Annotated in this window: 22 protein-coding genes, 3 tRNA genes and 2 pseudogenes; 10 read left to right on the top strand and 17 right to left on the bottom strand. The window is 64.9% G+C overall.

All coding sequences use genetic code 11. From position 1 onward, the window contains the following. Positions 1–34: 34 nt before the first annotated feature. The 3 genes and pseudogenes from LGM71_RS04900 to LGM71_RS04890 form a co-directional block, all read right to left on the bottom strand. Positions 35–312, bottom strand: a pseudogene (locus LGM71_RS04900) (transposase); the annotation flags it as partial. A 498-nt stretch (positions 313–810) separates the two neighbouring features. Continuing rightward, a tRNA-Met gene (locus LGM71_RS04895) sits at positions 811–887 on the bottom strand. Positions 888–1,029: 142 nt separating this feature from the next. After that, positions 1,030–1,329 carry an H-NS family nucleoid-associated regulatory protein gene (locus LGM71_RS04890; RefSeq protein WP_124626076.1) on the bottom strand — a complete coding sequence of 100 codons (300 nt, stop codon included), beginning with the start codon at positions 1,327–1,329 and terminating at the stop codon, positions 1,030–1,032. Positions 1,330–1,533: 204 nt separating this feature from the next. Here LGM71_RS04890 and LGM71_RS04885 point away from each other — a divergent pair, with 204 nt between their 5' ends. Continuing rightward, entirely contained in the window at positions 1,534–2,007 is a 474-nt protein-coding gene (locus LGM71_RS04885; RefSeq protein WP_226114128.1) for a DNA cytosine methyltransferase, read from the top strand. A gap of 184 nt (positions 2,008–2,191) precedes the next feature. Here LGM71_RS04885 and LGM71_RS04880 read toward each other — a convergent pair whose 3' ends face one another. Then, a complete protein-coding gene (locus tag LGM71_RS04880; protein ID WP_059683247.1) occupies positions 2,192–2,428 on the bottom strand; it encodes a hypothetical protein in 237 nt (78 codons plus the stop codon). A gap of 609 nt (positions 2,429–3,037) precedes the next feature. On the opposite strand from LGM71_RS04880, the gene LGM71_RS04875 reads away from it, so the two are divergent. Continuing rightward, a complete protein-coding gene (locus LGM71_RS04875) occupies positions 3,038–3,283 on the top strand; it encodes an integrase (RefSeq protein ID WP_226114127.1) in 246 nt (81 codons plus the stop codon). A gap of 87 nt (positions 3,284–3,370) precedes the next feature. Here the strand turns inward: LGM71_RS04875 and LGM71_RS04870 are convergent. The 8 genes from LGM71_RS04870 to ssuD form a co-directional block, all read right to left on the bottom strand. Next, positions 3,371–3,446, bottom strand: a tRNA-His gene (locus tag LGM71_RS04870). Positions 3,447–3,505: 59 nt separating this feature from the next. Further along, positions 3,506–4,492 (bottom strand): tRNA dihydrouridine(20/20a) synthase DusA, encoded by a 987-nt coding sequence (gene dusA, locus LGM71_RS04865; RefSeq protein WP_264160328.1) that lies wholly within the window; start codon positions 4,490–4,492, stop codon positions 3,506–3,508. Positions 4,493–4,618: 126 nt separating this feature from the next. Further along, positions 4,619–4,873 (bottom strand): hypothetical protein, encoded by a 255-nt coding sequence (locus LGM71_RS04860; protein ID WP_059524526.1) that lies wholly within the window; start codon positions 4,871–4,873, stop codon positions 4,619–4,621. Between the two features lie 55 nt (positions 4,874–4,928). Then, entirely contained in the window at positions 4,929–5,126 is a 198-nt protein-coding gene (locus tag LGM71_RS04855; RefSeq protein ID WP_174908059.1) for a hypothetical protein, read from the bottom strand. A gap of 140 nt (positions 5,127–5,266) precedes the next feature. Beyond that, complete coding sequence (locus LGM71_RS04850; protein ID WP_006400187.1) at positions 5,267–5,482, bottom strand: TOBE domain-containing protein; 216 nt, start codon at positions 5,480–5,482, stop codon at positions 5,267–5,269. Positions 5,483–5,540: 58 nt separating this feature from the next. Further along, positions 5,541–6,500 carry an ATP-binding cassette domain-containing protein gene (locus LGM71_RS04845; protein ID WP_226114125.1) on the bottom strand — a complete coding sequence of 320 codons (960 nt, stop codon included), beginning with the start codon at positions 6,498–6,500 and terminating at the stop codon, positions 5,541–5,543. Further along, positions 6,497–7,309, bottom strand: a complete 813-nt coding sequence (gene ssuC / locus LGM71_RS04840; RefSeq protein WP_059603273.1) for an aliphatic sulfonate ABC transporter permease SsuC — start codon at positions 7,307–7,309, stop codon at positions 6,497–6,499. The genes LGM71_RS04845 and ssuC overlap by 4 nt, the downstream gene beginning before the upstream one ends. 16 nt (positions 7,310–7,325) lie before the next feature. Beyond that, entirely contained in the window at positions 7,326–8,483 is a 1,158-nt protein-coding gene (gene ssuD / locus LGM71_RS04835) for an FMNH2-dependent alkanesulfonate monooxygenase (protein ID WP_124905121.1), read from the bottom strand. Between the two features lie 341 nt (positions 8,484–8,824). Here ssuD and LGM71_RS04830 point away from each other — a divergent pair, with 341 nt between their 5' ends. Continuing rightward, complete coding sequence (locus LGM71_RS04830) at positions 8,825–9,253, top strand: hypothetical protein (RefSeq protein ID WP_124629676.1); 429 nt, start codon at positions 8,825–8,827, stop codon at positions 9,251–9,253. 124 nt (positions 9,254–9,377) lie between these two features. On the opposite strand, the gene LGM71_RS04825 is transcribed toward LGM71_RS04830, so the two are convergent. From LGM71_RS04825 to LGM71_RS04815, 3 genes are read right to left on the bottom strand one after another with little or no spacing between them, the layout of a single operon-like run. Continuing rightward, positions 9,378–10,526, bottom strand: coding sequence for an enoyl-CoA hydratase/isomerase family protein (locus tag LGM71_RS04825; RefSeq protein ID WP_226114124.1), 1,149 nt, complete (start codon positions 10,524–10,526; stop codon positions 9,378–9,380). Between the two features lie 31 nt (positions 10,527–10,557). Then, positions 10,558–10,896, bottom strand: a complete 339-nt coding sequence (locus LGM71_RS04820) for a DMT family transporter (protein WP_124629674.1) — start codon at positions 10,894–10,896, stop codon at positions 10,558–10,560. 3 nt (positions 10,897–10,899) lie between these two features. Continuing rightward, positions 10,900–11,397, bottom strand: coding sequence for a heme-degrading domain-containing protein (locus LGM71_RS04815; protein ID WP_124629673.1), 498 nt, complete (start codon positions 11,395–11,397; stop codon positions 10,900–10,902). A 216-nt stretch (positions 11,398–11,613) separates the two neighbouring features. On the opposite strand from LGM71_RS04815, the gene LGM71_RS04810 reads away from it, so the two are divergent. The 7 genes and pseudogenes from LGM71_RS04810 to LGM71_RS04780 all read left to right on the top strand — a co-directional run bounded on the left by LGM71_RS04810 (position 11,614) and on the right by LGM71_RS04780 (position 16,970). Further along, positions 11,614–11,690, top strand: a tRNA-Met gene (locus tag LGM71_RS04810). A gap of 172 nt (positions 11,691–11,862) precedes the next feature. Further along, on the top strand, positions 11,863–12,408 hold the full coding sequence (locus LGM71_RS04805; RefSeq protein WP_059603283.1) for an NUDIX hydrolase: 546 nt from the start codon (positions 11,863–11,865) through the stop codon (positions 12,406–12,408). Between the two features lie 11 nt (positions 12,409–12,419). Further along, entirely contained in the window at positions 12,420–13,184 is a 765-nt protein-coding gene (gene aat, locus LGM71_RS04800) for a leucyl/phenylalanyl-tRNA--protein transferase (RefSeq protein ID WP_226114123.1), read from the top strand. A gap of 33 nt (positions 13,185–13,217) precedes the next feature. Continuing rightward, positions 13,218–14,048 (top strand): arginyltransferase, encoded by an 831-nt coding sequence (locus LGM71_RS04795; RefSeq protein ID WP_059603289.1) that lies wholly within the window; start codon positions 13,218–13,220, stop codon positions 14,046–14,048. A 179-nt stretch (positions 14,049–14,227) separates the two neighbouring features. Beyond that, positions 14,228–15,265: a quinone-dependent dihydroorotate dehydrogenase gene (locus LGM71_RS04790; RefSeq protein WP_059603292.1), complete on the top strand. Its 1,038-nt coding sequence runs from the start codon at positions 14,228–14,230 to the stop codon at positions 15,263–15,265. A gap of 102 nt (positions 15,266–15,367) precedes the next feature. Continuing rightward, on the top strand, positions 15,368–16,162 hold the full coding sequence (locus tag LGM71_RS04785; RefSeq protein ID WP_059603294.1) for a cystine ABC transporter substrate-binding protein: 795 nt from the start codon (positions 15,368–15,370) through the stop codon (positions 16,160–16,162). Between the two features lie 122 nt (positions 16,163–16,284). Further along, positions 16,285–16,970 (top strand): annotated as a pseudogene (locus LGM71_RS04780) (amino acid ABC transporter permease). A 64-nt stretch (positions 16,971–17,034) separates the two neighbouring features. Here the strand turns inward: LGM71_RS04780 and LGM71_RS04775 are convergent. Beyond that, a complete protein-coding gene (locus LGM71_RS04775) occupies positions 17,035–18,021 on the bottom strand; it encodes a Gfo/Idh/MocA family protein (protein ID WP_124629671.1) in 987 nt (328 codons plus the stop codon). Between the two features lie 101 nt (positions 18,022–18,122). Next, positions 18,123–18,839: a FadR/GntR family transcriptional regulator gene (locus tag LGM71_RS04770; RefSeq protein WP_059603302.1), complete on the bottom strand. Its 717-nt coding sequence runs from the start codon at positions 18,837–18,839 to the stop codon at positions 18,123–18,125. Positions 18,840–18,994: the final 155 nt, after the last annotated feature.

The raw sequence follows: 18,994 nt of genomic DNA, 5'->3' as shown, positions 1-18,994 counted from the left end.
CGAGGCGAGCGATACTTCAGTGCGCTGTGGGGATCTCCATTGTCTTCTTGCCGAGCATCCGCTGCAGCTCGCGAATCTGCTTGAGTGCATCGGCCAGCTCCGATTCCGGGACCACTTCCTCACCAGCTTTGAACGCTGACAGGCTCCCGCCTTGGTACAGCTTGCGCCAGTGGAACAGCAGGTTTGGTTCGCGCCGTGCTGGCGCGCAACCAGCGAAACCGACTTCCCCGGCTCGAAACGCTCGCGAACCATCGCCAGCTTCTGCACCGCCGTCCAGCGCGGCCGACGCTCCGGGCCCGTCAACACTTCCATCACTTCCTACCTGGCGTTAGTCAAAAGCACAGTCTTATGCCTGCCCGCTAGTTTAAGTGAGAGGCTATGTCCGGTGTTTCAGGGGGCTGCTCCAATTGCCGCGAACGGTATTTGGTTTCCACTTGACGGCCTTGTGTGCGTGCTGATCGCAGTGCGTCTCACCATCCGCAACAAGCGCACCGCATCCCCGGTGCTTGCAGGGCTTCGTCTGTCGGGCGGGCATAGACGTACCTCATGCGGATTGGACGCGTAAACGAAAAAGCCCGCGAGGCTTTCACCATGCGGGCTTCAACAAATGGTCGGGTGATGAGATTCGAACTACCCACTCCAGCCGACAAGGCCAGGCGGCCGCTCCAATCCGGGCCATTGCCCAGCCAACCAGGCAAGCCTCTCGAGTCGTCTTCGGCCTCTAATTTACACCCAGCCTCAAATGCTACTCGATCATGTGATGGCACAAAGCAAAAAGCCCGCTTGCTGTCGCAGAGCGGGCTTCGGTATTGGTTGCGGGGATAGGATTTGAACCTATGACCTTCGGGTTATGAGCCCGACGAGCTGCCAGACTGCTCCACCCCGCGGCCGAGATTGTAGGCGAACTGGCGCATCACTGCAATCAAAAAAGCCCGCTTGCTTTCGCATGCGGGCTTCGCTTGGACGCACATCGCGCCCGACGTCGTCAATACAACGAAACGCGAGCGAGTTTACAGCCCCAAAGTTGATTTACTCCTGGATCAGGAATCGATTCCGATTCTTGACATCCTTAATCCAAGCCGGCGCACGGCCACGGCCCGACCAGGTCGCGCCAGTCTTCGGATCGCGATATTTCGCCTCCGCCGGAGTCTTCGGTTGCTTTGCCGACTTGCCACGACGCACTCCGAAGATGTCCTTTTCGGTGATACCGTACTCCGCGACCTTGGCACGAATGTCATCAATAGTGGATTGCATCTCAGCCCGGCGCGCAGCCTCTGCTTTCTCGGCCAATGCCTCCGCTTGGGCTTTCAGTTCCTTGTAGGTCGCCATGCATTCCTCCAATTGTTGTGTTATGCATATGATAGACGCTTTGGCTTAAGCGAAGGAGCACATCGATATCCTGCAAGTGCCGCTGCACACAACCACCACTTAGTTTCGGAGAATGTGATCGGCATAACAAATACCTGAATAGGTCCATCGATGGCCTTTGCTCTGACCGGCCTTCATCTTTTTGTACTCGTCCTTGTCGCGCTCATGCAACTCCTACGGTGGACACGAATCGCCCGGCTCGACGCGTCGATCGACACGATCACGACGCAGGACCATCATCACCAGGTGACATCGAACCTTGTGAAGTCGCGCGGCACGAGCCGCGAAGGCGCGCCGGTCGACGACCCGCTGCACACGGTCAGCGCCGGCGGCACGCATCCTGCCGAGGTACGCGCGCTCCTGATCAAGTACTACAGCGAGGGCGGCCAGTGGCAGGACGCGCGCGAGCCGCTGCACACGTTCCCGACGCGCGGTCGCATCGGCCTGATCACGATCCACGGCAAAGACGACGCGATCGTCGACATCGGCATGCGCATGCTCGCACCGCGCGAGCTGGCCCGCGCGCAGGGGCTCCCCGACAGCTACGTGCTCGACCCGGTCGTCAACGGCGAGCCGCTGTCGAAATCGGCGCAGGTGCGCATGATCGGCAACAGCGTGTGTCCCGACGTCGCGGCCTGACCACCGAGGACCACACCATGACCACCCCAAACGAAAATAGCCCGCTCACGCTGAACGCGAGCGGGCAAGAAAACAGAACAGCAATCGAGGCACGAGGACTGTCCTCAGGAGATAACGGCACGCCGGCCTAGAACCTTAGGCAAGGAAAGGGCCTAGCTCTCGAATTGATGGCCAAGGACGCAGATCACTCGGCGGGACCAAGCAAAACATCAATCGCCGCCTGACCCGCGATCTCGGCCACGAGGTATGCCCAGCGTCGGGTAAATGGGCCGTTTCGAATCTGTATCCGATGTCCACGCGCACCGAGGATACCGAGATTGTCGTGACCCTTGATCTGGAACGTGACGTCGTACATGTCCGGAGCGGATGAGGTCAGTTGTACATCAATTTCAAAGCCGCGGTACTGGATTGTTCTCTGCATGACGACCTCCGCAATATGACTCGGAGCCTAGCACGAATGCAATACAACGCTCCGACGTCCTGAGGACTACACCATGACCACCACCGACACCCTGCGCCCAACCGCGCAGGCAAGCCTCGAGGGGCTGCGTCGCGCGCGATCGTGCACGACGAGTACGGCATGCTGTCGCGCCCGGCAGTCCCGTAGTTCGACGAGGACGTGAATTACGAGACGTTCTTCGCTGCGTTCGGTATCGAAGCCGCGTTCATCCACATGGAGAACTCGGTTCGTGCGCGAGAAAACGCGCGAATCGATGCGTGAGCGCCTGAGGTGGGAAGAACAGGAGACGCGCGCCGCCGCGCGGTCTGAGGCGCTCATCAAGACGCTGTCGGAAAGTGGGTCGCCGGTAACGACTTCGATTTTGCGGACTTTGTAGACGTCCTCTTGGACGTTACGTGCGCCACTTTGCGTCTGGGTATCAGTCCTGGCCGCAGATCGACGAAGCGGCAGGCGTGAACAGGGTGAAGCGCGCGAAGCAGCGCGGAGAGAAACGCGGCGAAGTCATCAAGCACATCGAGATCACGCCCACCCTGTCGGAACTCATTGCGCGCCTGCGACGACTGTCTGTACGTGTTCTCCAATCGCTACGCGACCCACTACTCGCCGGCCGTCTTCAAGACCGAGTGGTCGAAGCTGATGAACAATGCGTTGGAACTGAAGAAGATCGGGAGGCGCTTCACGTTCCACGACCTGCGCGCGTATTACGTGACTCGGCATAAGGCGGAACGTGGCGAGTTGCCGGATCCGCATGCGAATCCGGCGACGACGGCGCGCGTCTACGATCGAACGAAGATGGTGAAGCGGGGAGGTATGTAATTCCCAATTAGGGAATTCCAAAACAAAAACGGCACTGTCTTTGTGGACAGTGCCGTTTCTAACTACTGGATACCGCTTGGAATTCTTTGGGGTGGCTGATGGGACTCGAACCCACGACAACAGGAATCACAATCCTGGACTCTACCAACTGAGCTACAGCCACCACTGATACTGCTTTGTTTCTTCGCTGTTTCGTTTCGTGTTCAGCAGCGAAGAACAAGATTATACGAAGACTTTTCCGTCTTGCAAAGCATTTTTTTCAAAATTTTCGAGAGCGTCGTTCAGATGCGTGCGTGCCTCGTCGAACACGGCCAGATCGCCACGTGCGAGCTTCTTGTTGTCCGACAGCACGCGACGCCAGCCGCGCGCGCCCGCGACGCCGCGATACAGCCCGAGTGCGTGCCGGACGATCGCACCGAGATACGTGCCGCGCTTCAGTTCCGTCGCACAGTATTCGATCAGTTTCGCCTCGGCCTCCTCGCGCGTCGGCATCGCCGCAGTCGACCCATAGAAGCGCGCATCGACGCCCGCGAGCACATACGGGTTGTGATACGCCTCGCGGCCGAGCATCACGCCGTCCACATGTTCGAGATGCTGCGCGACTTCGTCGAGCGTCTTGATCCCGCCATTGATCACGATCTCCAGCGACGGGAAATCGCGCTTCAGCTGATAGGCGTAGTCGTACTTGAGCGGCGGGATCTCGCGGTTCTCCTTCGGCGACAGCCCCTTCAGGATCGCATTGCGCGCGTGCACCACGAACGTCTCGCAGCCCGCCTCAGCCACCGTGCCGACGAAGTCCCGCACGAACGCATAGTCCTCGACCGCGTCGACCCCGATCCGATGCTTGACCGTGACCGGCACCGACACCGCATCGCGCATCGCCTTCACGCAATCGGCAACGAGTTGCGGCTCGTTCATCAAGCACGCGCCGAACGCACCGCGCTGCACGCGCTCGGACGGACAACCGCAATTCAGATTGATCTCGTCATAGCCCCACTGCTCGCCGAGCTTCGCGGCGCGCGCGAGATCGTCCCGTTCGCTGCCGCCCAGCTGCAGCGCGACCGGCGATTCGTTCGGCGTGAACGCGAGATGCCGCTGGGCGTCGCCGAACAGCAGCGCGCCCGTCGTGATCATTTCCGTATACAGCCACGTGTCGCGCGTCAACGTGCGATGGAACGACCGGCAATGACGGTCGGTCCAGTCGAGCATGGGCGCGACGGAAACGCGGCGGGGGGGAAGCGAGGACGATGCGGACATGGAATTCGGGGCAGCAAGCGGCGCGGGAAACAACCCGAGATTTTACCGCAACGCGACCAGGCCGGCCCGGCAGCCTGACTAGACCGGCCCGCCCTCGCCCAGTTCGGCGTCGACGGCCCGCCGCGCCTCTTCGAGTACGCGCTCGATCACGCGCCGTTCGGTCAGCAGCATCCCGTCGACTTTCACGAGCCGCCAGTCGATCCGCACGGCCGCGCCCTGCAGCACGCGGTAGTGCGCATGCTCGCCGTCCCACACCTGCTCGGTCTTCACTTCGATCTCGTAGCCGCGGTACGGCTCGCTGAAATCGCCGAGATCGCTGCCTCTCGGTTCCATCGCTCGCTCCGTGGCGAAGCAACGCCGGGCCGCCTCGGCAGCCGGCGCCGTGCGCTCAATCGTATTCGTTAGACAAAACGGACTTGCCGTCGGCGGTCAGGTCGACACGGTCGGCCGCCGCCTGATAGATCAGCCCTTCGTTCAGCAACGCATAGACGACATCGTCGAACGCGGCGGGGACCGGACGGGTGTCGCCGAACTGGTCGACCCACTTCAGCGCCTCGATGGCTTCGGGGGAAAGGATGGGGGTCATGCGTTGCCCTCCGGCGTCGGTGTCGTTCCATCCTAGCACTTCGTCCGGACGGCGAATACCGAGGCAAACGCACAACCAAAATACCAGGCGCGACGGATGGCCGGATGGCCCGTCCGCGGCGCCCGGCATCGGAAACACGCTCAGAGTCGCGCGATCGACACTTCGGTGGATTTCACGAGCGCGACGACTTCCGCACCCACCTTCAGTTCAAGTTCGTCGACCGAGCGCGTCGTGATCACCGACGTGACGATGCCGAACGGCGTCTCGACGTCGACCTCGGAGACCACGGGCCCGCGAATAATCTCCTTCACCTTGCCTTTGAACTGGTTGCGCACGTTGATTGCAGTGATGCTCATCGGGTTGATCGCTCCGAACAAAAAAAGTCTGAGAACGGGCGGCCGGTGCCGCCCGGATTTAAACGGCCCAGCGAATCTGCCCGGCCGGCCGTACGTGATCGGCTTCAGCCGCGACGTGCTGCCCGGCACCGCCGGGCCCGCCCGCGAGCACACGCTGCAGCACGCGGTCCTCGAGCGCCGCGAACGCGGCCGACGCGCGCGCACGCGGCCGGTCGAGCGGCACCGGTTGGTCGAGCGCGACACGTCCCTGCTCGATCAGCAGGATCCGGTCGCCGAGCGCCACGGCTTCCTGCACGTCGTGCGTGACGAGCAGCGCGGTGAACCGATGCTCGCGCCACAACCGTTCGATGAGCGCATGCATCTCGATGCGGGTCAGCGCGTCGAGCGCACCGAGCGGCTCGTCGAGCAACAGCAATTGCGGCCGGTGCACGAGTGCACGGGCGAGCGCGACGCGCTGCCGCTGGCCGCCGGACAGCTGCGCGGGCCAGTCGTTCGCACGCTCGATCAGACCGACTTCGTCGAGTACCGCACGCGCCTGATCGCGTGCGCCGCGGCCGAGGCCCAGCATCACGTTCTGCAGCACGGTCTTCCACGGCAGCAGCCGTGCATCCTGGTACATGATCCGCGTGTCGAGCGCACCGCCGCCGTCGCCGCGCGTCACGAGCGCGCCGCTGCTCGGTTCCTCGAGCCCCGCGACGAGACGCAGCAGCGTGGATTTCCCGCAGCCGCTGCGGCCGACGATCGCGACGAAGCTGCCGCGCGCGATGCCGAGTTCGACGTTGTCGAGCACGGTGCGCGCGCCGAAGCGCTTGCTGACGCCCGACAGCGTCACCGCGTCGTCCTGTGCCGTGCCGCCCGTCCGCCGCCGCGCAAGCGGAACGACGGATGCACCGCCGTTCCGGTCGACGATCGCCGCATTGCGTGCGTTGTCGTCCGTCACGCGTGCGTGCGCCAGCTCGGCCTCAAGGTCTGCACCGGCGAGCGGGCCGTAGGAGACCGCCGAAGTCGTCGCATTCATGCCTTTGCTCCAGATTGATAAGCGGGGTGCCAGCGCAGCGTCACGCGCTCGATCGATTTCGCGAGCACGTCGGCCAACTTGCCAAGCACCGCATACAGCAGGATGCCGACCACCACCACATCGGTTTGCAGGAATTCCCGCGCGTTCATCGTCATGTAGCCGATGCCCGACTGCGCGGAGATCGTTTCCGCGACGATCAGCATCACCCACATCAGCCCGAGCGCGAAGCGCACGCCGACGAGAATCGACGGCAATGCACCGGGCAGGATCACGTCGCGATACAGCGCGAAGCCGCGCACGCCGTAACTCTTCGCCATCTCGATCAGGTTCGCGTCGACCGAGCGGATCCCGTGATATGTGTTGATGTAGACGGGAAAGAACACGCCGAGCGCGACGAGAAACAGCTTCGCCTTCTCGTCGATGCCGAACCACAGGATCACGAGCGGAATCATCGCGAGCGCGGGGATGTTGCGGATCATCTGGATGGTCGAATCGAGCGCGACCTCCGCTGCTTTCGACAGGCCGGTCGCGAGCCCGAGCGCCAGGCCGACGCCACCGCCGATCGCGAAACCGAACAGCGCGCGCCAGGTACTGACCTTCACGTTCGCCCACAGCTCGCCCGATGTCACGAGCGACCACGCGGCACGCACGACCGCCACCGGCTCGGGCAACACGCGGGTCGACAGCCAGCCGACGCGCGCGCCGACCTCCCATGCGACCAGCAGCACGAGCGGCACGAGCCACGGCGCGATGCCGCGCCAGGCGCGGGCGGCCACGGCCGCGCGCGTCGTCGACGTCTTCGTTGTCATCTCAGGCCTCCTTCGTTCAGCTCTGGCTCGCCTTCGGCAGGTAGTTGTTGCCGACGATCTCGCCGAACGGCCCCGACAGCGGACCGGACGGCCGCGCCGCACCCTTGCCCTTGATCAGCGGGAACACGAGCTCGGCGAAACGGTACGACTCCTCGAGGTGCGGATAGCCGGACAGGATGAACGTCTCGATGCCGAGATCCGCATATTCGCGCATGCGTTCCGCGACCTGCTCGGGGTTGCCGACGAGCGCGGTACCCGCGCCGCCGCGCACGAGACCGACACCGGCCCACAGGTTGGGATACACCTCGAGCGCCTCGCGGCCGCCGCGCTTGCCGCCGTGCAGCGCGGCCATCCGGCGCTGGCCTTCCGAATCCATGTTCGCGAATGCCTTCTGCGCGCGAGCGATCGTCTCGTCGTCGAGACGACTGATCAGGCGCTCGGCATCGCGCCAGGCTTCGTCCTCGGTCTCGCGCACGATCACGTGCAGGCGGATGCCGAACCTGATCTTGCGGCCGCGCGCCTCGGCGCGGGCGCGAATATCGGCGATCTTCTTCGCGACGGCCTCGGGCGGCTCGCCCCAGGTCAGATAGGTGTCGATGTGATCGGCGGCGATCGCGTGCGCGGCCGGCGACGATCCACCGAACCACAACGGCGGATGCGGGCGCTGCACGGGCGGATACAGCGCCTTGCCGCCCTTCGATTGAAGGTGCTTGCCGATGTAGTCGAACCCGCCGTTGTCGTGCGATGCGGACAGCAGCCCGCGCCAGATGTTCAGGAAGTCGTCGGTGATTTCGTAGCGCGTGTCGTGGTCGGCGAACAGTCCGTCGCCTTCGAGCTCGGCGGCATCGCCACCCGTTACGACGTTGATCAGCAGGCGGCCGCCCGACAGACGGTCGAACGTCGCGGCCATCCGCGCCGCCAGGCCGGGCGATGCGATGCCGGGACGCACGGCGACCAGGAACTTCAGGCGCTGCGTCGCCGGAATCAGGCTCGACGCGACGACCCACGCATCCTCGCAGGAACGGCCAGTCGGCAGCAGCACGCCTTCATAGCCGAGCGTGTCGGCCGCGACGGCGATCTGCTTGAAATAATCGTAATCCGCGGCGCGCGCGCCTTCAGCGGTGCCGAGGTAACGGCTGTCGCCGTGTGTGGGAATAAACCAAAAAACATTCATCTGCTGCTCCTGCTTGACTGTTCTTGCCGGAATCTGGATAAAACGAGCCCCTGCTCGCGTCGCGGATGAGCGACGCATGCATGGTGTGCGTTCGAATCGGGATGGCTCGCCGGTCAGGCCGTGCCGCGGGCGAGTACGCTATTGCACGGCTGTTTCTGGGAAATCAGTCTATGGATCGCTGCAGGGCTTTGGAACGATTTTTTTGAGCTTAGGTTTTCCGCTTTCGTGATTAGCACGACGCTCCAGCGAATATCGCGTCGGCCGGGCCCTATAATGACGCACCTATCCGAATAACTTCGCCCGGACGGCCCCGGCCGGCCGCGCGTGCAATGCACTCACCGATGCAGAAAGTCATCCTGCCGTTCCTGTCCGGCTTCCTGGCCGCCCTCTTCTTTCGCGAAGCGACGCTCGCGCTCCTGCATACGGCCGACCTGATCGCCGCCACCGGGTTCTCCACGCAACCTTTCGCGCCGCTCGGCATTCCTGAATTTGTTGCGAACGCATTGATCAGCGCGTGCTGCGCGATTCCGATGGCGTGGCTGCTGCGCGTGACGCCGGATCGTGAGGCGCCGTGGATCGGCGCGCTGGTGTTCGGCGGCATCGTGCTGACGGCCGCCCGCGTATTCGCGATCGATCCGCTGCGCGGGATCTGGCCGTCGGGCAACATGATGCCGGTGCTCGCCGCCGGTTTCGCAGCGAACGCGGTCTGGGGCTTCGGCGCGCTCGTGTTCATGCGCGCGTTCATGTCGGACGACGCCGGCGACGAATAACGCACGTCTTGCGGCAAGGCCCCCGGCCCACTGCCGCCAGGCCGGGTCGGCATCCCCAAATGAAAAGGCCGCCTGCGCACAATGCAGGCGGCCTTTTTGCTTTTCGCGTCGATACCGCGGCGCGTCAGTCCTTCAGGTTGCGCAGCGGATGCGTGTCGGGCGTCCACGGGCTGTCGAACATCGCGAGGACGTCGGTGCGGTCGATATCGGCGATCGACTTGAAACGCCAGGCCGGCTGATGGTCCTTGTCGACGATCAGCGCGCGCACGCCTTCGATCACGTCGCCGTGCGCGAACGTAGAACGCGTGAGGTCGAGGTCGCGCCGCAGGCAATCGGCCATCGTCGCCCCGCGCGCCCGTTCGACGACTTCGAGCGATACGGCCATCGACAGCGGCGACAGCTGGCTGCGCATCGCATCGGTCGCCTTCCCGACCCATCCGTCGACCGCAGCGCAATCCTGCTCGGCGTCGAGCGATGCGAGGATCGCACCGATATCGGCTTGCGCGAAATGCCGGTCGATCCCGGCGTGCGCGTCGGCCAGCGCCGACGTGTCGGGCGTCGGCACCACCTTGTGCGACGCGGCCGCGTCGGCCACGCACGCGACCGCCTGCACGCCGCTGTCGATGCGCGCGCTGCGCAGCGTATCGAACAGCGCCGGCAGCGCGGCATCGGGCAGGTATGCGTCGGCAAGCTGCGCATACAGTGCGCCGGCCGCGTCGAGCGTTGCGCCGGTCACCGCGAGATAGGCGCCGATCGCGCCCGGCGTGCGCGCGAGGAACCAGCTCATCCCGACATCGGGGAACAGGCCGATGCGCGTTTCGGGCATCGCCATCTTCGTCGAGTCGGTGACCACACGCAGGCCGCCCGTATGCCGTGCCGCCTGCGAAATGCCCATGCCGCCGCCCATCACGACGCCGTGCATCAACGCGATGTACGGTTTCGGATAGGTGAAGATCGTATGGTTGAGCGTGTATTCCTCGATGAAGAATGTATCGACCGCATCGCGGTCGTCACGCTGCCAGGCGTCGTGGAAGAAACGCACGTCGCCGCCCGCGCAGAACGCGCGGGGATGCGGGCTGTGCACGACGACGGCGACCACGTCGGCGTCGTTGCGCCACGCGTCGAGCGCCTGCTGCATCAGCCGGATCATCCCGACCGACAGCGCATTCAGCGCCTTCGGCCGGTTCAGTTCGAGATAGCCGATGCGGTTCGCGACATACGCGCGGACATCGGGCTGGGCGGATTCCGCGGAAGCGGAAGTGGAATCGGTCATGTGTGTCATCCGGCGTATCGCGGGCGCACGCTCAGTGCGCCTGCATCTTCGAGAACAGGTTCAGCACCACGACGCCCGAGATGATCAGCCCGAGGCCGATCACGGCCGGCAGGTCCGGCACCTGGCGATAGAGCAGCATCGCGACGAGCGTGATCAGCACAATGCCGGCACCCGACCACACGGCATAGATGATGCCGACGGGCATCGTGCGCAACGTGAGGGACAGACAGTAGAACGCGATGCCGTACCCGGCCACGACGAGCACCGACGGCCAGAGGCGCGTGAAACCGTCCGCCGCGCGCAGCGCGGACGTGCCGACCACTTCCGCGACGATCGCGATCGCGAGCCATGCGTAACCCGGAAGCTGCATCGCTCAGCTCCTTGCAAGTGCCAGCACGGCGTAGTCCTGCCCAAGCTCGGCGCACAGCGCTTCGACGACGAACTCGTGATCCGCGCGCTGCGGCAGCCCCGATGCGGTGATCGAGCCGATCACGCCGGCCCCCGCGACAGTCAGCGGAAACGCGCCGCCGTGCGGCGAATATTCCGAGATCGGCAGTCCGTGCTTCTCGGCGAGCGTGACGCCGGCCTGCTGCATGCGCAGGCCGATCGCATACGAGCTGCGGCGGAAATGCGCGACGACGTTGCGCTTGCGGCGCACCCAGTCGGCGTTGTCGGGGGTCGCACCGGCGAGCGCCGCATAAAACAGCGGCTGGCCGAACGTGACGATGTCGATCGCGATTGCATGACCGCGCGACGTCGCGAGCGCATGCATCCGGTTGCCGAGCGCCCAGGCGCGAGCCGGGTCGAAATGGGGAAACACAAGCGCCTGTTCCTGCGCGCCGATCGATTGCAGATCGTGAGCGATGTCCATGAATCCGTCGATGCAGTAGTCAAGTGTTGCAACGGCACCGACGCAATTCGCGCGCGACTCCGCTGCAGGAATGAACGACACAAGCAAACCGCTCGATTCTAGCTCACGCGCCTGCCGTACCGGCCCTGCAAGCGCCCCGCCGGCGATTGCGACGCGATTGTCAGAAAGTGCTTGCAAGCGTTCCGGATAGTCCATATAATTCATTTCTTCGACGGACGCGGGGTGGAGCAGTCTGGCAGCTCGTCGGGCTCATAACCCGAAGGTCGTAGGTTCAAATCCTACCCCCGCAACCAACGTCCCGATTCATGCAAAAAGCCCGGCTCAATGCCGGGCTTTTTGTTTTTCGGCGCCCGATTCCGCGCATCACACGTTGCGCTTCGCACCGCACGCCGCGCGCATGCGCTCGCGTTCAAGAATGCCCCGCCCCGGTGATACACTCGCATCACCTCGTCCCTCCCACTCGACATGAAATTCTGCTCCGTCTGCGGTCACGAAGTCATCGCGCGCATTCCTCAGGGCGACAACCGTGAGCGCTTCGTCTGCGATCACTGCGGCACGATCCATTACCAGAATCCGCGTAACGTGGTCGGCACGGTGCCGGTCTGGGGCGAACAGGTGCTGCTGTGCCGCCGCGCGATCGAACCGCGCTACGGTTTCTGGACGCTGCCGGCGGGCTTCATGGAGATGGGCGAGACGACGGCCGAGGCCGCCGCACGCGAAACGCTCGAGGAAGCCGGCGCACGCGTCGAGGTGCAGAACCTGTTCACGCTTCTCAACGTGCCGCACGTGCACCAGGTCCACCTGTTCTATCTGGCGCGGCTCACCGATCCGGCTTACGAGGCCGGCGAGGAAAGCCTCGAAGTCAAGCTGTTCGACGAAGCCGACATTCCGTGGGACGAAATCGCGTTCCCGACCGTCAGCCAGACGCTGCGCTTCTTCTTCGCCGATCGCGCCGCCGGCGACTACGGCGTGCATACCGGCGATATCTTCCGCTCGCTGCGCAACGGCTGAGCCCGCGCCCCATGGTCCCCTGGCTCGGCCCGGACGATCCGTTTCCGCCCATCGAACGCGCGCTCGGTCCGGCGACCGGCGCGCCGGGGCTGCTCGCCGCGAGCGCCGACCTGCTACCGTCGCGCCTGATCGAGGCCTACCTGCGCGGCATCTTCCCGTGGTATTCGGACGGTCAACCCGTGCTGTGGTGGAGCCCCGACCCGCGGATGGTCCTCGTGCCAGCCGAATTCAAGGTGTCCCCGTCGCTGCGCAAGACGCTCAGGCGCGTGCTGCGCGACCCCGCGTGGGAAGTGCGCGTCGACCACGACTTTCCGGGCGTGATGCGCGCATGCGCGCAGGCGCCGCGTCGCGGGCAGCGCGGCACCTGGATCACGGCCGAAATCATCGACGCGTATACGACGCTCTATCGTTCCGGCAACGCGCACAGCATCGAGACGTGGCATGACGGGCGCCGCGTCGGCGGCCTCTACGGCGTCGCGTTCGGACGGATGTTTTTCGGCGAATCGATGTACGCGGATGCCACCGATGCGTCGAAGATCGCACTGGCGACGCTCGTCGCCCATCTTCGCGAGCAGGGGCTGGAGATGATAGACTGCCAGCAGAATACGTCGCATCTAGCGTCGCTCGGCGGCCGCGAGATCGCACGCAAAGCCTTTGTCGCTCACGTGCGCCGCGCGGTAGCCGAACCGCCGATTCCGTGGCAGTTCGACAAGCGCGCGCTCGCCGCACTGACGGGCCCCGCAGAACCGGCCGCCCCCTCCGGGATCGAGCGCTAGCGCGGCACTCCCTCCCTGCATCGAGAGCTGCCCATGACTCACCCGACTGAGCTGCCGCTTTCACCGCTTTCGGCGCTGCAATTCTATGCAACGGCGCCCTATCCGTGCAGCTATCTGGACGGCCGCGTCGCGCGCTCGCAAGTCGCGACGCCGAGCCACCTGATCAATTCCGATATTTATACCGAGCTCGTGAAGGCCGGTTTCCGGCGCTCGGGCGTGTTCACCTATCGTCCATACTGCGACGGCTGCCGCGCCTGCGTGCCGGTGCGCGTGCCGGTCGGCGCGTTCAAGCCGTCGCGCACGCAACGCCGGATGTGGAAGCGGCACCGCGCGCTCGTCGCGACGGTCTCGCCGCTGCACTACGACGAGGAGCACTACGCGCTCTACATGCGCTACCAGTCGGCGCGCCACGCAGGCGGCGGCATGGATCGCGACAGCCGCGACCAGTACGAGCAATTCCTGCTGCAGAGCCGGATCAATTCGCGCCTCGTCGAATTCCGCGACCTCGACGCGCCGGGCGGCGAGCCCGGCAAGCTGCGCATGGTCAGCATGATCGACATCCTCGGCGACGGACTGTCGTCGGTCTATACATTCTTCGAGCCGGACGACCAGCACACGAGCTACGGCACGTACAACATCCTGTGGCAGATCGAACAGGCAAAAAGCCTCGGCCTGCCGTACGTGTATCTCGGATACTGGATCCGCGAGAGCCCGAAGATGGCCTACAAGGCAAACTTCCATCCGCTCGAAGGGTTGCTCGACGGCCGCTGGAAAGTGCTCGATCCGGATCGGGTCGACCTGCCGCCGGTCGACGCGGCACTCGCCCGCGCGCCGCTGCCCGGTGGACATTCCGGGTCGGGCTGACGTGAGCGACACCGGCGCGGTTGCACGAGAGCGGCGCGCGTCCGTCCCGGTCATGAAGCGGCTGACGCGCGGCACGGCGACCGCCGCCGCGGGCCGCCATGAAGCGAAGCCCGCCCTTGCCGCACAACTCCCGGTAAAATAGCGGGTTGTCATTCATTCCGGCCGTCCGCCCAATTCCCGTGTTCAGTTCCCTCTATCCGCTGGCCCGCGCATCCCTGTTCAAGATGGATGCGGAAGACGCTCACCACCTCACGCTGCGCGCGCTCGGCGCGGCCGGCCGCACTGGCCTCGCCTGCGCGCTGTCGGCCCGCGTGCCCGATGCGCCGCGCACCGTGATGGGGCTCACGTTCCGCAACCCGGTCGGCCTCGCCGCCGGCCTCGACAAGGACGGCGCGGCCATCGACGGCCTCGCGGCGCTCGGCTTCGGCTTCATCGAGGTCGGCACGGTCACGCCGCGCCCGCAGCCGGGCAACCCGCGCCCGCGGATGTTCCGCCTGCCGCAGGCCGAAGCGCTGATCAACCGGATGGGCTTCAACAACCACGGCGTCGACCAGTTCGTGAAGAACGTCCAGGCCGCCCGCTATCGTGGCATCCTCGGCCTGAACATCGGCAAGAATGCCGATACGCCGATCGAACGCGCCGCAGAGGATTACCTGTACTGCCTCGAGCGCGTGTATCCGTTCGCGAGCTACGTGACGATCAACATTTCGTCACCGAACACGAAGAACCTGCGCCAGCTGCAGGGCGCGGGCGAGCTCGACGCGCTGCTCGCCGCGCTGAAGGACAAGCAGCAGCGCCTCGCCGACCTGCACGGCAAGCTCGTGCCGCTCGCGCTGAAGATCGCGCCCGATCTCGACGACGAGCAGGTCAAGGAAATCGCCGACACGCTGCTGCGCCACAAGATCGAAGCGGTCATCGCCACCAACACGACGCTGTCGCGCGCAGCCGTGCAGGGCCTGCCGCACGCGGACGAGGCCGGCGGCCTGTCGGGCCGCCCGGTGTTCGACGCATCGAACGAAGTGATCCGCAAGCTGCATGCCGAAGTCGGCAGCGCGGTGCCGATCATCGGCGTCGGCGGCATCTTCTCGGGCGAGGACGCACGCGCGAAGCTCGCGGCCGGCGCGTCGCTCGTCCAGCTGTACACGGGCTTCATCTATCGCGGCCCTGCACTCGTCGCCGAATGCGTGAAGGCGATCGCGCACGAACGCGCCGCGTAATATAGCTATAATCAAACGATATTTAGATGTCGATTGCGTTTTTGCTATGATCGACCTCACATTCAGAATCAAGCGCCCCGCTGGGGCAAGGAAGCCCACACGATGAAAATTTCGCTGCTGAAGAAGCTGCTGGTCGCCGGCCTGATCGGTACGTCGTTCGCTGCCGCCACCGCGCATGCGGCCGACCTCCTCGACGAGGTGAAGCAACGCGGCACGCTGCGCGTCGGCCTCGAAGGTACGTTCCCGCCGTTCAACTCGAAGAATCCGCAAGGTGAACTCGTCGGCTTCGACGTCGACATCGCGAAGGCCGTCGCCGCGAAGCTCGGCGTGAAGACCGAGTTCGTCACGACCGAATGGAGCGGCATCATCGCGGGCCTGCAGGCCGGCAAGTTCGACGTGATCGCCAATCAGGTCGGCATCACCGACAAGCGCAAGGAAACGCTCGACTTCTCGCCCGCGTACACGTACTCGTCCGCTCAGCTGATCCAGCGCAAGGACGACACGCGCCAGTTCAAGTCGCTCGACGACCTGAAGGGCAAGAAGCTCGGCGTCGCGCTCGGCACGAACTACATGGACATGGCGAAGTCGGTGCCCGGCGTCGACGTGAAGACCTACCCGGGCGCGCCGGAGTACCTGCGCGACCTCGCCGCCGGCCGTCTCGATGCGGCGCTCAACGACCGCCTGATGCTCGCGTACCTGACGAAGAACTCGCAACTGCCGCTGCGACCGGGCGCGAACGTCGGCTCGGCGAACCCGTCGGGCATCCCGTTCAAGAAGGGCAACCCGAAGTTCCAGAAGGCGATCGGCGACGCGATGGCGCAACTCGAAGCCGACGGCACGTTCACGAAGATCTCGGACAAGTGGTTCGGCATCGACGTGACGAAGCCGATCAAGTAAGCACGCCTCTGTTTCCCGCCTGACGGCGGGCCGGAAAGGGCGGCATCCGAAACGATGCCGCCCTTTGTTTTATCGGTCCGGTTTATGATTGCGCTTTCGCGCACGCTTTCGCTTCGTATTCCATGTCGACAACGTCCCTGCTCGTCCAATCGCTGCCGGTGCTCGCCCAGTGCTGACCGTCAAGTTCGCCGTGCTGTCGATGGTGTTCGGCCTGCTCGGCGCCGTCGTGCTCGCGATGATGGGCATCCGGCAAAGCGAGCCGCTCGACGGCTTCGAACGCATCTGGGTCAACGCGCTCGCGGGGCTCGCGCGCGCGTACGTGAGCCTGATGCGCGGCACGCCGCTGCTCGTGCAGATCTTCGTCATCTATTACGGGCTGCCAAGCCTCGGCATCTCGCTCGACCCGACGCCGGCCGGCGTGATCGCACTGTCCGCGAACGTCGCCGCCTACATGTCCGAAAGCATGCGCGGCGCGATCAACGGCATTCACCGCGGCCAGTGGCTCGCGTCCTACAGCCTCGGGCTGTCGTGGGGGCAGACGCTGCGCTACGTGATCGGCCCGCAGGCACTGCGCATCGCGGTGCCGAGCCTGTCGAACAGCCTGATCAGCCTGATCAAGGACACGTCGCTCGTATCGGTGATCACCGTGACCGAACTGCTGCGCAGCGCACAGGAAGTGATCGCGGCGACCTACCAGCCGCTGCCGCTGTACCTGGCCGCCGCCGCTGTCTACTGGGTGCTGTGCCAGATTCTCGAATGGGTCCAGCGTTGGTACGAAAAGCGCCTGTCGCTGCCCGCGCGGCACTGATCACGAAACATCTCCCGCCGGGCCGCGATTGCGCGCCCGGCTCCCGCCTTCCCTTCCTTCCCGCCTACTCGCCCGAATAGCGCACGCCGAGCGCCGCGCGTGCCGCGTCGGTCATCGCAATCATTCGCCGCGAATGGTCGTGCGTCATGATCGGGCTCTCGAGTTCGCCGGCGCGCAGCAGGTCGCAGAAATGCGCGGTCTCGTAGTTCAGGCCACCGCCATCGATCGGCGCATCGAGTTCGACCGTGCGCCCATCCGCATAGCGAATCGTCGCCCGCGCGGGGTTCCACCACTTCTCGTGAATCGTCACGTGCCCGCCTGCCGCGGCGATCAGCGCGTCACCGCGTCCCATCACGTCGAGCCCGCAAAAGAGCTGTGCGATGCCGCCGTTCGCGTGACGGCTGTTCAGGCTCGCGAACACGTCGACGCCCGTGGCGCCGATGCGGCCGAGCGTCTGCACGTCGACTGCCTCGCCAAGCCAGTCGACCGCGAGAAACGCTTCGTAGATCCCGATGTCGAGCAGCGCGCCGCCGGCGCGGTCGAGTCGATAGACGGAATGGTCGTCCGGCACCGACGACGACGCGCAGCCCGCGCGCACGAGCCGGATTTCGCCGATCGGGTCGTCGTGCAGGTGCGCGCGCAACTGACGATACAGCGGAAAGAACGGCGGCTTCATCGCTTCCATGAAGAGCCGTCCGGCAACGCGTGCCGCATCCAGCACGGCGTCGAGTTGCGTCGCGTTCAGCGTCGCGGGTTTTTCGCACAGAACGGCCTTGCCGGCGGCCAGCGCCGCTTGCGCGTAGTGCGCGTGACTGTCGTGGAGCGTCGCGATATAGATCGCGTCGATGTCGCTCGCGAGGAGCGCGTCGAGGCTGGCGGCAGGCGCGCCGCCGCAGCTGTCGCAAAAGGCGGTTGCCGCGTCGGCGCGGCGTGCCCATACGCCGGCGAGCGTGGCACCCGGCACGTGAGCGAGGCTTTGCGCGAATCGGCGTGCGATGCTGCCTGCGCCGACGATGCCGAAGCGCACCGGGCGGTTGTCGAGGTCGTTCATCCGGATCTTCCGTGTCGGTCGTATGACGGTGGCCGGCACGCTGCCGGTCGGCCGTCATGATAAACGGCTCGCCGGCGCACGGATAAGCGACGCGTGTCGATTCAGGCGCGCACGGGTACGTCGACGGAGAAATCGCGCGAAATCTCGTCGGCGCTGAAATCGATCAACGCGAGCGAAGCCGCTTCGGCTTCGCGCGGGTCGCGGCGTTCGATCGCATCGACGACGCGCGCATGCGCCTTCACCGCGACGTCGTGCGCCCCCTCCTTCTGCGCAACGCGCGGATTCACCAGGCGAACCGCGCCGCGCACGATGGCCGCCATCTGCTGGAAAAACTGGTTGCCGCTCGCCTGAACGATCCGCGTGTGCAGCAGTTCGTCCGCCGTGTCGTATCCAGGGTCGCCCGGCTGCAACACCTTGAACGCTTCGAATGCCTCACGAATGCCCGCGATGTCGACCGCCGTCGCACGAACGGCCGCCTGCGCGGTCGCGCGCGGTTCGATCAGCATCCGGAATTCGATGACGTCGCGCATGAACTGCGGATCCGGCTTTGCACGGAACCGCCAGCTCACCACGTCTTCATCGATCATGCGCCAGTCGCGCATCGGTCGAACGCGCGTACCGACTTTCGGACGCACGTCGAGCATGTCGCGCGCAAGCAACATCGACAATGCTTCGCGCATCACCGTACGGCTCACGTCGAACTCTTTCGACAGCACGTCCTGCGGCGGCAAGATGCCGCCGTACTTGTCTTCGACGATACCCGAGACAAGCCCATCCATCACTTTGGCGACCAGTGACCGGTCTTTGCCCTGCTCCATGACACCTCCCCGTGCGTCGATTTGCGAACACCTGCTCCGCAGTTCCGCCGGCCCTGGTTACTACTGTTCTTATGATCTATAAGTTGATGAGTTCGGGGATATTTCGCTATCTGGTAAACACCTGACAGGGTTATCCCTCTTTCTGATGTGGTGAT

Origin of the sequence: Burkholderia sp. AU33545 (assembly GCF_020419685.1) — a bacterium.
Classification (GTDB): domain Bacteria; phylum Pseudomonadota; class Gammaproteobacteria; order Burkholderiales; family Burkholderiaceae; genus Burkholderia; species Burkholderia diffusa.
This window is presented reverse-complemented; position numbering and strand designations above follow the sequence as displayed.

Bases quoted from the DNA above. Each gene is read 5' to 3' on its own strand.
- LGM71_RS04805 (WP_059603283.1), top strand. From the start codon at position 11,863: ATGAAATTCTGCTCCGTCTGCGGTCACGAAGTCATCGCGCGCATTCCT.
- LGM71_RS04890 (WP_124626076.1), bottom strand. From the start codon at position 1,329: ATGGCGACCTACAAGGAACTGAAAGCCCAAGCGGAGGCATTGGCCGAG.
- LGM71_RS04860 (WP_059524526.1), bottom strand. From the start codon at position 4,873: ATGGAACCGAGAGGCAGCGATCTCGGCGATTTCAGCGAGCCGTACCGC.
- LGM71_RS04795 (WP_059603289.1), top strand. From the start codon at position 13,218: ATGACTCACCCGACTGAGCTGCCGCTTTCACCGCTTTCGGCGCTGCAA.
- aat (WP_226114123.1), top strand. From the start codon at position 12,420: ATGGTCCCCTGGCTCGGCCCGGACGATCCGTTTCCGCCCATCGAACGC.
- LGM71_RS04845 (WP_226114125.1), bottom strand. From the start codon at position 6,500: ATGAATGCGACGACTTCGGCGGTCTCCTACGGCCCGCTCGCCGGTGCA.
- ssuC (WP_059603273.1), bottom strand. From the start codon at position 7,309: ATGACAACGAAGACGTCGACGACGCGCGCGGCCGTGGCCGCCCGCGCC.
- LGM71_RS04825 (WP_226114124.1), bottom strand. From the start codon at position 10,526: ATGACCGATTCCACTTCCGCTTCCGCGGAATCCGCCCAGCCCGATGTC.
- LGM71_RS04785 (WP_059603294.1), top strand. From the start codon at position 15,368: ATGAAAATTTCGCTGCTGAAGAAGCTGCTGGTCGCCGGCCTGATCGGT.
- LGM71_RS04775 (WP_124629671.1), bottom strand. From the start codon at position 18,021: ATGAACGACCTCGACAACCGCCCGGTGCGCTTCGGCATCGTCGGCGCA.
- dusA (WP_264160328.1), bottom strand. From the start codon at position 4,492: ATGCTCGACTGGACCGACCGTCATTGCCGGTCGTTCCATCGCACGTTG.
- LGM71_RS04855 (WP_174908059.1), bottom strand. From the start codon at position 5,126: ATGACCCCCATCCTTTCCCCCGAAGCCATCGAGGCGCTGAAGTGGGTC.
- LGM71_RS04850 (WP_006400187.1), bottom strand. From the start codon at position 5,482: ATGAGCATCACTGCAATCAACGTGCGCAACCAGTTCAAAGGCAAGGTG.
- LGM71_RS04820 (WP_124629674.1), bottom strand. From the start codon at position 10,896: ATGCAGCTTCCGGGTTACGCATGGCTCGCGATCGCGATCGTCGCGGAA.
- LGM71_RS04880 (WP_059683247.1), bottom strand. From the start codon at position 2,428: ATGCAGAGAACAATCCAGTACCGCGGCTTTGAAATTGATGTACAACTG.
- LGM71_RS04815 (WP_124629673.1), bottom strand. From the start codon at position 11,397: ATGGACATCGCTCACGATCTGCAATCGATCGGCGCGCAGGAACAGGCG.
- LGM71_RS04770 (WP_059603302.1), bottom strand. From the start codon at position 18,839: ATGGAGCAGGGCAAAGACCGGTCACTGGTCGCCAAAGTGATGGATGGG.
- LGM71_RS04830 (WP_124629676.1), top strand. From the start codon at position 8,825: ATGCAGAAAGTCATCCTGCCGTTCCTGTCCGGCTTCCTGGCCGCCCTC.
- LGM71_RS04885 (WP_226114128.1), top strand. From the start codon at position 1,534: ATGCAACTCCTACGGTGGACACGAATCGCCCGGCTCGACGCGTCGATC.
- ssuD (WP_124905121.1), bottom strand. From the start codon at position 8,483: ATGAATGTTTTTTGGTTTATTCCCACACACGGCGACAGCCGTTACCTC.